Raw genomic sequence first — 14671 nt, 5'->3', positions numbered from 1 at the left:
ATTTTTGGGTTGTCCTCACTTTATTTACGGCTGGTGCACAGATCATCTGATTTATGAATAAGAGGGATATGCCTAACACAAAGCTTTTGCTAGCGTTTCCCACTTACCTCTGATGGATACCCATCAGAATAGATGATAATCTATTATAGATGCTTTTTACAATTGTATTTATATACATCCTTATCATCCATTTTCAAAGAGTAGCCTAATGGGACATATCAGAGTTACTATGCTTTTAGATGTGGAATTAATTCTATCAGAAAATAACTTGCCAGGATGAATAATTAATCTACAACTATGAGAAAAACGTTTTTACTGTTAAGCTTTTTATTTATTACCTATTCTCTAATTGCTCAAAATTTGTATAAGGCTGTGGAGAAGAATAATTATCAAGAAGTGGAATCGCTTCTCACAAAAGGAGCAGATCCCAATAAGTATCATAAGAATGGCCTATTTCCATTATGGAGGGCTTGTGCTGATAATCAGTATGATATTGCAAAACTACTTATCAAGAACGGCGCTGATGTAAACCTAAAAGATAAAGTAATGCCTGCTCGATTAACTTCTTTGGAGATGGCTTGCCAAGAAGGACATCTGGAAATTATAAAATTACTTGTCGAGAATGGAGCTCAAACAAACCAAAAAGGCTATTTAGGATTTACACCTCTTCGGATTGCTGCCAGAAATGGCCATCTTGAAATAGTTAAGTACTTAGCTTATAAAGGAGCAGAAGTAGATGCACGAGCAGACGATAAAGCCACTCCCCTTGAACACGCTGCCGCTAAAGGACATGCGGAAATTGTAGAATTCTTATTGACCTATAAGGTTAATGTTAACAACAAGGATAAAGATGGGGATTTCCCGTTAGGAGAAGCCGCCAAGTATGGCTATGAAAAAGTGGTGATTCTATTGCTTGAGAATGGTGCGGATAGAAGCTTGAAGAATAATGATGGCTTGACAGCAGTTGAACTTGCCAAGCAACGTGGACAGGCTAAAATTGCCAAATTACTTGAATCTTATCAGAAACAATTTTGAATAAAAGAAGGTATCAGCCGAAACATGTTATTCCAGGGAGCAAATACTATTTATTGGTGAGGCTCCATATTTTTTAAACATGTCAGAGAAAATGAATAATTCTATATTTGGGCTTGCTACCTTTGACTGGAAGGGAAAAAGATAGGCAGATTTAATAATATATTAAATTTGACCTTATGAAAAGACACGTATTCGATGAGGCATTTAAACAGATGGCTGTATAGTCATCCTATGCAAAAGGATCAGTCAAAGTGGCAGCGGCATAGTTGAGTATAGATCCTGGAAGATTAAGTAAGTGGCGGCAATAGGGCAGGATAGCAATGTAGCTCCCATCGAGAAGCCTATTCTTACAGGAGAACAGTTAGAAATCAGGCACCTACAAAAGGAGTTGAAGGAAGCTCAATCGGAAAGAGATATCTGGAGCCGATGCCCACATCGTCTGCTGGTCCAAAAAAGGCGGTCAGTATCGGCTCCAAGGGCGAGGGGACATATTCAGGTTTATAAAGGAGCTCAAAGAAGGCTACAACTACGTTGGCTTGCTTCGGCTCCCGCCTTACAAGTGTTGAAAAGATGTGTAGGGTGATGAATGTAAGTGTAAGTGGATATTATTATTGATTGAAAAATCCTATTGGTTCGAAGTTAATTAAAGAAGAGAAACTATTAGCCGATATACATAAATTATATGATAACAGCAAAAAGCGTGGATTCCAATCAGGGCCTGGTCTGAGATCCATAGAAGCCCTAGAATTACAAGTGAGTTGATTGAGAGAACAGGGTATTCGCGTCTCACGTCCACGGATAGCCAGGCTAATGAAAAAAGCGAATCTCAAAAGCATTATCCGTAAGAAATACAAGGTGCAAACTGCTGATTGTAAGCACGAATATGCCGTTGCAGAGAATCACCTGAATAGAAATTTTTCTGCACAGAAAGTTGGGCAGAAATGGGTGTCAGATCCGGACCTGCGACAAAGCCTGCATTTGGGTCCACTTATATCAGAATTGAGGAAGGATGGTTGTAACTGATAGTTATATTAGATTTAGCTGATCAAAAGGGAGTGGGCTGGGCATTGAGTAATATTATGACAGCTGCTGACACAACTATCCTTGCCTGGAAATGGCTATCAAAAATAAACCTATTACACAGCATCTGTTGTTTCATTCTGATAAAGGTTTGCGAATATGTGTGTTCTGATTTTAGAGAGCATCTTAAAGGTCTATTAGTGTTGCAAAGCATGAGCCCAAAAGGGAATAGACCTGAAATAAGATTTTGTAAGTGCTCAACATTTTATAGGATAGGACACATCAATTCAGTAGTTAAATGAACTCTCCCTTTCGAATGACCTCATATATGAGCATGTAGTGAAAAGTTGGCTCACGATCCCTTATTCAAGATTCTCTTTCTCCTCTTGCCCTCATTTTGGCAGGAACAAATCGAAGATTTTTGTCAATCAAAAGCCGGACATACTGTAATCAGAAGATAGGGCCTATTATCTGATGGTACAATACGCCCTATATTTCAAAGTTTAAAGCAGCGAGTCAAAATGTATGGGAAACTGGTTAATCCTTTTGCCAGTAGCATGATAGATAGCATTGGCTATAGCAGGAGGCATACCCACCAAGCCAATTTCACCTACTCCCTTTACGCCTAAATCATTCACTACATCGTCTTTTTCATCAATGAATAGTACATCCAGTTGATGAATATCAGCATGTACCGGAATATGGTATTCGGCCAGGTTCTGGTTCATGTATTTACCTAAGCGGAAATCACTAATAGTTTCTTCCCGAAGGGCTTTGCTGATACTCCAAATCATCCCGCCTAGTATCTGGCTGGTAGCCGTTTTGGGGTTAATAATCCTGCCAGCAGCTACAGTGGTCAATGCCCTTGTTACATTCACCACACCAAGTTCTTCATCCACTTCTACTTCCACAAACACAGCACTATGGGTAGCCCTGGAATATTTTTTTAACTTTAATGGATTGGGCATGGCAGCATTGGTTGTTTTTATCGCTTTTCCTTTATTGGCTTTAATAATTTCTATAAATGGTATGCCTGTAGTGGGATTCTCTTTTAGATAAATATACCCATTTTTAAAAATTACCTCTTCCCTATCAGCGCCAGCTAGAGAAGAATTAGCTATATTTTTTGCCTTTTTTAGTAGTTTTTTACTTAAAGCTCTACAGGCTGCTTTAACAGCCGGACCCACTGTAGCTACTGTAAAAGAGCCTCCCTGAATGGGTGCAAAAGGCATTTTGCTGCTGGCATACGAAAAAGTTACATCCTCGATAGGAAGACCTAGTTCATCAGCTGCTATTTGTGTCATTACCGTAAGAGTACCTGTGCCAATATCAGTAACCGCACTTTTTATTTCCAGTTTGCCATCTGGGGTCAGAATGGCCTGCGCACGGGCTAACAACCGGTTTGCCTCCCAAATGCCGGTTGCCATACCATATCCTACCAGTTTATTGCCTCGCTTCATGCTTCTTGGTTCTGGACTGCGTTTATCCCATCCAAATTTTTCTGCTCCTTGCAGGTAGCATTGCCTGAGTTCTTTGCTGGAATAAGGCCTTCCTACACTTACATCTGTTTCTGCATAATTAAGCAGCCTTAACTGCAATGGGTCCATATTTAACTTGTAAGCTAGTTCATCCATGGTAGATTCGATGGCATGCATACCTGTACTTCCACCGGGAGAGCGCATATCAAGCGGACTGTATACATCAAGTGGTACCAGTTCATATTCATACAATGTATTTTGGGCCGGATACAGCATATTAGACCAGTTTACCACCACCTCGGTATAATCTTCAAATTTTGAAGTTTCGGCAATGGCTCTATGGTATAAGGCATTTACTTTTCCATTTGCCTCTGCCCCAAATTTAGTTTGCTGGATTGTGGGTGGGCGATGGCCGAACGTATACATCTGGTGCCTGTCGAGGGTCACACGTACATTGCGTTTGAGCGCCAGGGCAGCCATTACTGACATAAATAACTGGTATTGTGGCCGCAGCCCTGAGCCAAACCCACCGCCTACAAAAGGAGCTATTACTTGTACATCTTTAAAGTGCAGCCCAAAAATATTGGCTACATATAGCTGTGAGTTTATAGTTCCCTGGGTTTTATCATATATTCTGAGCTTGCCCTCACCCTCATATACCGTGGTCGTAGCAAACAATTCCAGCGGATTATGATGCTCTGTCCCATGGAAAAACTCTCCTTCAGCCTTAGCAAATGAATGAGCATATGCCTTTTCAAAGTCACCTTTTGGCTTTGGTGGCAAGGGCTTTAGCATGGTCGCCAGACCTATTTTGGGTGACCGGCCTTTTTCACGTTCCCCGTTCAGGTCAGTAGTAAAGGGCTCTTCCTCATAAATTACTTTAACAAGTGTAGCCGCATAACGCGCCAGTTCAAAAGTTTGGGCTACAAGCAAAGCAATGGGCTGACCATTATATTTAACATCTGCCTCATTGAGCGGGCGGAAAACATGGCCAGGCGGTGCGTCCATATCGGCATACTGAAAATCAAACCTGGCAAGTGAGGGTCGGTTTTCGTGGGTAAATACTTCTATTATCCCTGGGAGTGCTTTAGCAGCATCAGTATTGATACTTACAATTTTGCCTTTGGTAATGGTACTGTTTATCACATAGCCATATAGCAAATCAGGCACATTGTATTCACCGGCATATTTTGCTGCACCTGTAACTTTTAAGTGGCCTTCCAGTCTACTGAGCGGCTGGCCTATGGAGGGTTGTATGGACATTTAGTTTCTTTTAAAGGTAGCTTAACTATAAGGAAGGGTGTGCACCGGGAAGTTGCGATTGGGGATCAAGTGCCATCATACAATTTCGTATAATGGCTTTTTTTGCCAGCCCAATTTTAAAGCTGTTATATTCGTAGGGTACTGCGCCTTTTAGAATAATATCAGCAGCGGTAGCAAAGTTTTCACGGGTTGCTGATTTGCCTGTTAAATATTCTTCGGCTCCTTTTACCCGCCAGGGTTTGTGTGCTACTCCACCTAAGGCAATACGGGCGTCTTTAATACTATCTCCTTCCAGTTCCAGCCCAGTGGCTACTGATACTAGGGCAAAGGCATAGGAATTACGGTCGCGCAGTTTGAGGTAAGAATAGTTTTTCTCAAAACCTTTTGCCGGAAGCGCAATGCCTGTAATGAGTTCTCCTGGCTGTAAATTATTGTCTATATGCGGGGTATTGCCAGGTAATCGGTGAAAATCTGCAAATGGTAGGGTGCGGTTTCCATCAGGTCCGGAAATATGTACCACTACTTCCAGGGCTGCCAGGGCCACACACATATCAGAGGGAAATACAGCAATACAGACTTCACTGGTTCCCAAAATGGCCATAATGCGGTTATAACCACCAATAGCCGAACAGCCAGAACCAGGCTCACGTTTGTTGCAGGGTGTATTTATATCATAAAAGTAATAACAGCGGGTACGCTGCAAAAGATTACCACCATTGGTGGCCATATTACGTATTTGCGGGGACGCCCCAGCAAGGATGGCTTTGGAAAGTAATGGATAACGCTTTTCTATCAGAGGATGATAAGCTGTATCTGCATTTGTAACGAGTGCTCCTAAAAACACACCGCCACCTTCCGTTTGCTGGATAGCATGATGCTCTGAAATCTGATTAATGTCTACGAGGGTATCTGCGGTAGTTATAAAATATTTCAGAAGATCAATAATATTGGTACCTCCGGCTATAAACTTATTTCCCATACTGCCCTTTATCTGGCTTATGGCCTGAGAAGCATCCTGAGCTTTGGTATACCTAATATTATTCATGATTGCCTCCTTCTATCACTTCCATAATAGCATCAATAATTCCTACATTGGCCCCACAACGGCACAGATTACCACTCATTAATTCTTTCACATCGGTACGGTTTTTTGCCTTTCCTTCCTTGATCATGCCGATAGCGCTGCATATCTGGCCTGGTGTACAGTATCCACATTGAAAGCCATCATGTTCAATAAATGCTCTTTGCAATGGATGCAGCGAATCACCATCGGCGATCCCTTCTATCGTAGTAATTTGGGCACCTTCTTTCATAACTGCCAGCGTCATACAACTTAATATCCGTTTGCCATCACATAATACGGTACAGGCACCGCACTGCCCATGATCACAACCCTTTTTTGTGCCAGTAAGGTCAAGGTATTCCCGTAGGGCATCCAGCAGTGAAACCCAGGGCAATATATTTAAACGGTGTTCGATACCATTTACTTTTAATAGAATAGTATTTGGATGAGTAAGTGTCATAGACGTTTTGTTATTGAGTAATTTATATACAAGTAGTTTTATATTGCTTTGGAGTATACGCAGGTGAAGTGGAAAATGCGCTTATGAAATTTATCTTTTTTTGCTTGATAAAAGTAATATCTCATCTATCTTAAAAATCCAGCACCTAGGTGCATTTGTCCAAAGGTTTTCTCCTACATTCAACCATGGAAAATAAGTGAGCATTGGGTAATACCCTTGTTTTTAGTGCAGAAGTAGAAAAAAAACTGGAGGCATCTACTATATCAAGTGGTTGATTTTTAGTAAAGAGGGAGTTGATTTAACTACTTACAAATTGAATCTTTATCAATGGATAAGAGGGTAAAAATATAATCTTCAAAACATTTTAGTAGTAATTCTCTTTCTCCTTTTGCCCACAAAAAGTAATTAACATAATAATAGGGAGTAAAATCAAATCATGCAATACTCAATACTCATCCTGACTACCGATTCACCTATAAAAAGTTATTTAGTTTCTTCTTTGGCAACCTTAAAGGGCAGAAGAAGTGAATAATTACGCTCTATAAAGCGATAGGGAAAATAGCCGACTTTTTTATGTTTGGTTACATGCACAAATCATGCATATATTAGTAAATTAGACCAAACTTGTAGAACAGTCTGTATCATTTCTAATATTAAACTGCCTGACTATGAAAAGAAACTTTCTTTCGATAGGCTTTCTTAGAATTTTGACGGGAAGTGTTGTTATATCAGAAAGGTTTGCTCCATTACCTGATGATAAGTCAAGGGCAATAACAAACAAAATAAAAAACAGACCTTATACGCCTTTTTATATAAAACCTGACAACAGCCTACCTTTTAAGAGTCTTATACTTATTCTCCTGACCCTGATGATCTCCTGCACAAATCCCACCAATGACACACTTAATAATGCTTCCGACGAAGGCAGGCTTGCCGCCCAGCTTTGGACGTTCCGTTATGAGCTGGAAAAAGATGTTCCCGGAACTTTAAAGAAAATCAAAACCCTGGGCATCAACTACGTAGAAGGATTTGACGCTCCCTACATTATCGACAACCCAGAAGAATTCAAATCACAGCTTGATGCTGCGGGCTTGAAGATGTTTGCCCTGCATTGGAATAACCTCAACGACTGGCGAAAGAATCCAACTGTCATAATCGAAACGGCAAAGAAATTGGGGGCACAGTATACTGGTATAGCCTGGCTTAAAGTTACAAAGGCAGATACGGTCACCCTTGATGTAGTCAACGAAGCCGCCGACATCCTGACAAAAGCCTGTGGGCAAGCTCAGGAAGCCGGTCTTCAGCTTTACTATCACATCCACGGGTACGAGTTGCAGCCAATGGCTGATCAAAGAACTTTCTTCGACAGCTTTGTAAGTCGTATCAACAACAATTGTGTTCGTCTGGAGGCCGATATATTCTGGGTGACCTATGCCGGTCAGGATCCGGTGCAGTTTATGGACAAGTATCGGACAGGTATGGAGTTGCTGCACATCAAGAACATGGCCGATCATGTATCGACGGGTGTTTTTACCGGCGCTGACTTCATGCCACCTGACATGCCTGCTGAAAATTGGGTACCCCTGGGCAAAGGCAAAATTGATTACAGGGCCGTCTTTCAGAAAGGGAAAGAGATCGGTGTGAAATGGTATATCCTAGAGATGGACAAGTATAACGGTGATGTCTATGCAGCTATAGATTCCTCGCTTACTTATATACGAAATGAGAAACTGTTGCCATGATGGGCAGAGAAAACTTAAGAAAGTTTACCAATATTGCATATGGGAGTTCCCTTTTATAAATGGAGATTAGAAAAGTACATGAAGTATAAATCTTTTCAGCTTCATCAATATACTTGTTAATATTTTACAATTATGGGCACTTATCTTGCTATTTAAAAGAGAAAAAAGAAAAGAGGCTATTGGATAATTAATATTTAAAACTAGTCTTCTAGCAATTTAATTTCATGTATTAATTTTGCTAATTTCTATGTATCTGTTTTTTAGTTTTACACGAGCTTTCTCAGTTGTAAACGACCAGTTGACTTTTACCGCTTTTAGATTTCGATTCTTTTGCCAAATAAGAGTCTCGGATTCAAGTATTTCCTGATTTGCGATTCGTCTGTCTAAGCACTGGCGTGCAAGGGATGAAAATTCCATTTCTGCCATGTTTAACCACGAGCCGTGTTTAGGTGTAAAATGGAATTCCAGCTTATTTTTGAGTTGCCGGGCCTCTTCGAAGGGTAAATTTTCATAAAATGCCCCATAGGAATGGGTTTGATAATTATCCTGAACAAGTTTGATTTTAGTTTCAGTTGGATAATGTTCTTTGACCACCCACTGCATAAAGTGGCTATAATCAGCTTTAGTTTTTGTGGTGGTAACCTTTATATGCCGTTGCCCGGTATCCATATTGTAAGCCAGTAGCACATTACAAACGCCATTTCTTAGGTATTCCTGATGTTGTTTTTGTGTGCAATTAGCTTTAGCCGGAATGGGTGTCAACACATGGTCAATAAGTTGACAAGGACGTTCATCAAAGCATAAACGGACAATCCCTTCCTCTTGAGGTTGAGCGTACAAATCTAAAACATCTTCCATAGTGGCAACATATTCGCCATTGATGATACCAATGCACCACATTTGCTTTAACCAAGGCTTAAGCCTGCTTTTTTTAAAACTTGCCGGATGGATTCATTGGATATAGTTTCAACATAGTTAAGTTCAACAAGTTTTTCATTCAATAAGGATAAAGTCCAATGGGCAGAGCCGGCAGGCGACTCACTGCAAGCCATACTGGTAATCTGTGCTTCCAAGCGTTCTGTAATGATGGGAGGTTGACCACTTCTGGGGCGTTCTTCCAAGGCATTAGAAAGGCCTCCGGCAAAATATCGCTTTTTAATGCGGTAATAATGATTACTGTCAATGCCTACTTCTGATTGAACTTCAATCCTTGATTTACCTGAATTCATTAGTAACAAGGCTCTTGCACGAGTTATTTTGCGACTCTTGTGCGTTCCTTTTTTTATAATTGAGCTCAGTTCGGTTTTTTCTGATTCTGACAAACTTACTTTAGTAGCGATCCGTGCCATGAGAATAAAAAGTTTATCCTCAAAATTAATAACTAAAATTAAATTGCTAAAACACTAGATGCTAACACCTAACCCACGCCAACCGCCTTATTCTCAGCTGGAGCTTCAGCACAAAAGGCCGGTTTGCGAGGGTTCATGAGTCGTTGGGTGCAATTCCCCCTATATCGAAAAGTGTATTGATTTCTTTAGCTAACGAGGATAAATTTAGCTGTCCTAAGTAAGACCGATTTTTGCCTGGTGCTTACAGCCCGTTTGCAATTCTGGTCAGAAATGTAAAAGCCCTTCTGCTCCAACAGAAAGGCTTTGAGATGATTTCAGTGGAGGAGCCAAGAGCTACCCCGGTCAGAATATTTTCAATCTAAAAATACATTTCCTTAGGACTTTTTCAACCCTTATATCTAAAGAACATGAAAAAGAAATCCTTATCTATGGAAGTAGTGAATCCCGATGCAGCCGGCATTGATGTGGGTAGCCGCTCGCACTATGTGGCCATCGGCCAAAAACCGGGAGATGTCCGTGAGTTTGGTGTCTACAATGAGGATCTGCTAGAGTTACTTAAATGGCTGCAAGAAAACAACATTACCACGGTAGCTATGGAATCAACAGGTACGTATTGGCAAAGTTTGTTTGCTACTTTACAGGCAGCAGGCTTGGAAGTGTATCTGTGCAATGGAAAATTCACTAAAAACATCAAAGGCAGAAAAACCGATGTACAGGATTGCCAGTGGATACAGAAGTTGCACAGCCTTGGATTGCTCACAAGCAGTTTTCTGCCTGACTTGGCAACAGAACAATTACGCACTTATTGTAGACACCGCACTTCACTGCTTGAAACCTCAGCCATGACTACCCTAAAGATGCAAAAGTACCTGCGTCTACTCAACTTAAGGTTAGATGTGGTAGTAAGTGATGTCTGTGGACTGACAGGGTTAGCTATCATCGAAGCTATATGCAAAGGAGAAACCAATCCTACAGTATTAGCTTCCTTGCGTCATGGCAACTGCCGAAAATCAGCAGAAGAAATAGCCAAAGCTTTGCAGAGTAATGGTAGAAAAGATTACCTGTTTGGTTTACAACAAGAGTTTGATCTGTATAAAATCTTGCAGGCCAAGATTGAAGCCTGTGATGTAGCCATAGCAAAACTGCTTACCGAGCAGATCAATCAAGATCAGACAAAGAAAGCATTACAGGCAGAAGCCAAGCCGCACAAAAAGGTAAATAAAAATGCACCCAAACATATGGACCTTAATCAAGTAGCTTACCAGTATTTCGACGGAGTGGATCTGATGGGTATTGAAGGGGTGAGCCATGGGACAGTGATTGCCTTGATGAGTGAAGTAGGTAGTGAAGGGATCAAAAAGTTTGCAACCGCTAAACAATTTGCTTCCTGGCTCAGGCTTACTCCCAACACGAGAATCAGCGGAGGCAAGGTGATAAGTAAGCGCATAGCCAAAGGAAGTAACCGCTTAAAGATTGCTCTCAGGCAAGCAGCAAATGCGGTTGGCAATCTCAAAGACACCCACCTGTCGGATTTTTTCAATCGAATTAGTTATAGAAGGGGCAGAACAGCGGCTGTTTCTGCTACAGCGCGTAAGCTAGCAGTCATCATCTGGAATATGATAGTCAAGCATGTGCCTTATAATCCGCCCAGTCAGTATCTGTTTATGGATCAAAAAAGAAAGATGAAGCTGGTCAAGAAGATCCGAAACAAGATTGCTAAATTAGACCTCAAGCCACAAGATGTAGGCTTTTCCATGAACTAAAATCAGTATCAGGCATGGACGTTAGTCAGAATCAAAATAAATTGAATGAAGAAATTTTACAAATATATAACAATAGGCATAGGCTCTTTTCTAGTGCTATGTTTTCTACTTACAGGGCTTTTGTACATTTTTAACCGAGCGGAACCGGAGGCTATACTAATTCCAAAAGGTTATGAGGGAGAAGTTATTATCATCTTCGACCAAAAGGAAGGCGCCCCAATAAAGTACGAAGGGAAAGAGCGAATTTATGAGATACCAGACAATGGCGTATTAGTAACCCAGTTTGCATGGACAACGGGCTTTACTGACCGGAAATTCTACTATGTATCCCAAAGAGAAAGAGAAAACATTGAAATGGTCAGGTCGGATTATAAAGTGGAGCAGGATGGGGAGCACCGGGAGAAAGTAGGGGTTCTAGATAAGCGGCCGTTCTATTATGGATGTTCAGAGGATGGAAAGGACTGTGTGTTTCATGCAGATCGCTTTATTGTCAGCCGCCGAAAGAATTTTGAACAATATTCGGTAGAAGACAAGTTGAATCAGGTCATTGAAGCAAGGTTTGAATAAGAAACTATAAATGAAAGCAGGTAACATTAGCTTCAGCCGGTCAGCAGCCTTGCCTCACCTCATAGCTCAACCGCAAAGGACTACCGCCGGAAAGCCATGCTACGTTACATTATGCTCAAGTAAAAAATAAATAAAATGAGGTTAGAAAGAAACATACCTTATTGGGATTTGACCTCTGAAGCAATTCTATCTGCTATTTCGTCTGAGCTTAAACGTCAAAAAATAAGCGACATTGAAATAAAAGGTAACGTGTTAAGTTTTAAAAGAGCCTTTTTTAGTGGAAGTGCAAAAGTAGATCATTTAATGACTCCAATAGACGAAGGATATTTCAGCGTAGAGTTAGACAAGCAAAGATTGGTCTATGATTATTCCACTAAAAGAATGATGTGGACGATGTTAGCCATGGGTTTATTTACTGCTATTGTCAGTGATAAGTTAATCATGTCAATAGTCGGTTTTAGTGGTATATTCGGTATGCATTGGGTGACTGCTTTCTTTAAACATCGATTGTTTATGCAGAAATTGATAGAAAAAATAATACCTGAGCATAACGCCAAACTCAAACCGCCAACCGGTGCACCTCAGCTTATAGGCTCAACACAGCACACGGTATGCGGGAGTTTTTGAACCATGTGCGACTCGTTTTCTTGAAAGATCGAAAGATCAGGGAAAGAAGCAGCGTAGAGATACGCTGACAACTCAATGTTCGAACAGGTGCGACTTTTAGTCAACTCCTGTCTCAAAAGTGAATTGAAGAATGCATTGCCCCCATTTTTAGCCTTGACAAAGCTAGAAGTGAATGCAGGGGCAAGAAGCAGGTAACGTCAAGCTCTCTGGCGAACCCCTGCAAGCGGGAAGGTATGGACAGCGCGAGCGAATATATGTTGACCCATCGTAAAGAACTATAAGCCCACGTGAGCTAAAGGGCTTAACCAAAAGGTAGAGGATAGGGGCTGGCGGCGATGGTTCTGACCAGTATTCACTCCCAACAAACCCGGTGGAAAGTATAGTCCTACCCCTTCGCAAAACGAATGTTGGGAACGAGGAAAAGCCTTGTGTTCTCTTTCTATTTTAAAAGAAAGTAGGTAGTCAGCCGCATGGACACAAGGAGTAGGATTGTCTATCAAGCCAATGCCTGGGGTAATGCCCAGGATATGCCCACGTAGACACCTTAGGATTGGAGGGTAAAGTTACAAGTAGGAGTGAACATGTTATGAGCACGGATGCAAATCTGATGTATGAATGGAAAGAGGAACCTACAGGTTTACTTTCAAGCTCCCAAAGCGAATTTACCAAGCCTCTTTAGAGGTACTTCTTGACAAGGAGCCAATCCGAGGAGGAGCCGGATGATGTGAAAGTGTCAAGTCCGGTTTTGGAGGACCAGCTCAGGAGGTGACTCCTGGGCTGAGTCTAACTATAAGGCATTAAAATTGAAACAGGATTAGCATGACAATGAAGTATCATGGTTGGATTGAACTAAATTATACGGAGGGTTGGAGAAAGTTCGAAGGGAAGGAAGTTATCTATTCTGAGTATATTCAGTCCATTCGTTTGATAACAATTAAGCTAGAGGAGTTAGTTGAAAAGGAAATATTTGATATCCCTAAAAGCGATGTGAGCATACTTGTCTCAATTGATGATATGACCACTGTGCATCTGTCCGGGAAAAGGAATCACTGGAGAAGTGGCCCTATCAAGCTTTTACAATGGATTCAGCAGAATGCACCTGGTTCTCATGGACAAATTCATATTCATGATGATGAACATGGCACCCTTGATGAAGTTTACAAAATATACAGACTCACCAATAATGCAATTGTAGAATCAATAGAAACGGAATTAAAGCCATTAATTGATTAAAAAATGCCTTATAACACCCAACTCAAACCGACAACCGGCCCATTCTCAACGCAAATCCACAACACAAGGGCACGGTATGCGGGAGTTCATGCTACATTAGCTTCTACTGAGATAAAGTAAAAATATAATTTATGCTTAAGAAGGTGTTTGGAAATAGAAGAGAGGTTTTTTAGGATTTTGGAAAAAGACTATCAGCCGGTAACTTGAGTTTGCGAAACAAAAAGTTACTCCATGTATGAATTACATGAAAATCTGACTGATAGTCAATGGCAAGTTATTAAAAACATAGTAGATGATGGACGAAAGAGAAAAGTTTGTTTAAAGCGTGTAGTGGATGCCTGCCTGTGGCTGACCAGAACCGGAAGTCAGTGGCGGAATTTGTCTCAGACCCATTATCCTGTATGGCAAACGGTAGCTTATTATTTTTATAAGTGGCAACACAACGGAGTCTGGCAACAAGTGCGGGCGATGTTAGTGAAAAAGGAACGAGAAAGACAGGGACGACAAGCAGAGCCTTCCAGAGTGACTATTGATAGCCAAAGTGTTAAACAGTGTGGTTGCTTTTCTGAGCAGGTAGGTGTAGATGGTAATAAGAAAATAGATGGTAGGAAACGGCATTTGGCGGTTGATAACTTAGGACTTCCCTGGGCTGTTTATGTAGGAGCTGCTAATGAGTCTGATGCCGTAGCAGGCTTTGAATTATTACCACAACTCAAAAGCTGTAGACGGCTAAGTTTGATCTGTGCCGATGCAGCTTATAAAGGTGAGTTTGTCTCTTATGCTTATTATTATGGGTGGAAAGTAGACATCTCACAAAAGCCTCCTTCCAAGCAAGGATTTATTCCTCAAAAGGGAAGGTGGCAAGTGGAAAGATCTGGACCTGCTACGAGTGTGCATCGGCTCCATGCCTGGCTGAATCATTATCGAAGATTAGCTAAAGATTATGAAAGAACTCCTGCTTCTGCTGTCTGTTTTATAGAATTAGCTTTTATCAATATCATTTTATCAAAAATACCTTAACTTATTTCCAAACACCTTCTTAAGGCAATTTAGAAGTTGAAAAAATAAAAA

General features: G+C 41.0%; 13 protein-coding genes and 1 pseudogene. 8 read left to right on the top strand and 6 right to left on the bottom strand.

Features of this window, described 5'->3' with window-relative positions:
• Positions 1–297: 297 nt before the first annotated feature.
• Positions 298–1035 (top strand): ankyrin repeat domain-containing protein, encoded by a 738-nt coding sequence (locus GXP67_RS06635; protein WP_162442415.1) that lies wholly within the window; start codon positions 298–300, stop codon positions 1033–1035.
• Positions 1036–1797: 762 nt separating this feature from the next.
• Positions 1798–1845: pseudogene (locus GXP67_RS38200) on the top strand (hypothetical protein); the annotation flags it as partial.
• A gap of 25 nt (positions 1846–1870) precedes the next feature.
• Here the strand turns inward: GXP67_RS38200 and GXP67_RS06630 are convergent.
• The 4 genes from GXP67_RS06630 to GXP67_RS06615 all read right to left on the bottom strand — a co-directional run bounded on the left by GXP67_RS06630 (position 1871) and on the right by GXP67_RS06615 (position 6319).
• Positions 1871–2023 (bottom strand): hypothetical protein, encoded by a 153-nt coding sequence (locus GXP67_RS06630; RefSeq protein ID WP_162442414.1) that lies wholly within the window; start codon positions 2021–2023, stop codon positions 1871–1873.
• A 535-nt stretch (positions 2024–2558) separates the two neighbouring features.
• Positions 2559–4796 carry a xanthine dehydrogenase family protein molybdopterin-binding subunit gene (locus GXP67_RS06625; protein WP_162442413.1) on the bottom strand — a complete coding sequence of 746 codons (2238 nt, stop codon included), beginning with the start codon at positions 4794–4796 and terminating at the stop codon, positions 2559–2561.
• Between the two features lie 25 nt (positions 4797–4821).
• Positions 4822–5841, bottom strand: a complete 1020-nt coding sequence (locus GXP67_RS06620; protein WP_162442412.1) for an FAD binding domain-containing protein — start codon at positions 5839–5841, stop codon at positions 4822–4824.
• Positions 5834–6319 carry a (2Fe-2S)-binding protein gene (locus GXP67_RS06615; RefSeq protein ID WP_162442411.1) on the bottom strand — a complete coding sequence of 162 codons (486 nt, stop codon included), beginning with the start codon at positions 6317–6319 and terminating at the stop codon, positions 5834–5836. The genes GXP67_RS06620 and GXP67_RS06615 overlap by 8 nt, the downstream gene beginning before the upstream one ends.
• A 668-nt stretch (positions 6320–6987) precedes the next feature.
• Between GXP67_RS06615 and GXP67_RS06610 the strand changes: the two genes are divergently transcribed.
• Positions 6988–8061, top strand: a complete 1074-nt coding sequence (locus GXP67_RS06610) for a sugar phosphate isomerase/epimerase family protein (RefSeq protein WP_162442410.1) — start codon at positions 6988–6990, stop codon at positions 8059–8061.
• Between the two features lie 222 nt (positions 8062–8283).
• Here GXP67_RS06610 and GXP67_RS06605 read toward each other — a convergent pair whose 3' ends face one another.
• A complete protein-coding gene (locus GXP67_RS06605) occupies positions 8284–8961 on the bottom strand; it encodes an IS630 family transposase (RefSeq protein WP_162442409.1) in 678 nt (225 codons plus the stop codon).
• A 5-nt stretch (positions 8962–8966) separates the two neighbouring features.
• Positions 8967–9410, bottom strand: coding sequence for a helix-turn-helix domain-containing protein (locus GXP67_RS06600; RefSeq protein WP_162442408.1), 444 nt, complete (start codon positions 9408–9410; stop codon positions 8967–8969).
• A 407-nt stretch (positions 9411–9817) separates the two neighbouring features.
• Here GXP67_RS06600 and GXP67_RS06595 point away from each other — a divergent pair, with 407 nt between their 5' ends.
• From GXP67_RS06595 to GXP67_RS06575, 5 genes are all read left to right on the top strand, one after another.
• Positions 9818–11173 (top strand): IS110 family RNA-guided transposase, encoded by a 1356-nt coding sequence (locus tag GXP67_RS06595; protein ID WP_162442407.1) that lies wholly within the window; start codon positions 9818–9820, stop codon positions 11171–11173.
• 120 nt (positions 11174–11293) lie between these two features.
• Positions 11294–11740: a DUF6843 domain-containing protein gene (locus GXP67_RS06590; protein ID WP_162442406.1), complete on the top strand. Its 447-nt coding sequence runs from the start codon at positions 11294–11296 to the stop codon at positions 11738–11740.
• A 135-nt stretch (positions 11741–11875) separates the two neighbouring features.
• Positions 11876–12367: a hypothetical protein gene (locus GXP67_RS06585; RefSeq protein WP_162442405.1), complete on the top strand. Its 492-nt coding sequence runs from the start codon at positions 11876–11878 to the stop codon at positions 12365–12367.
• 819 nt (positions 12368–13186) lie between these two features.
• Positions 13187–13600, top strand: a complete 414-nt coding sequence (locus tag GXP67_RS06580; RefSeq protein ID WP_162442404.1) for an Imm7 family immunity protein — start codon at positions 13187–13189, stop codon at positions 13598–13600.
• A 231-nt stretch (positions 13601–13831) separates the two neighbouring features.
• Entirely contained in the window at positions 13832–14620 is a 789-nt protein-coding gene (locus tag GXP67_RS06575) for an IS5 family transposase (RefSeq protein ID WP_162442250.1), read from the top strand.
• Positions 14621–14671 lie beyond the last annotated feature (51 nt).

This window comes from Rhodocytophaga rosea (assembly GCF_010119975.1).
Lineage (GTDB): Bacteria > Bacteroidota > Bacteroidia > Cytophagales > 172606-1 > Rhodocytophaga > Rhodocytophaga rosea.
Note: the sequence above shows the minus strand (reverse complement) of the source record. Positions and strands in the feature narration are given on the sequence as shown.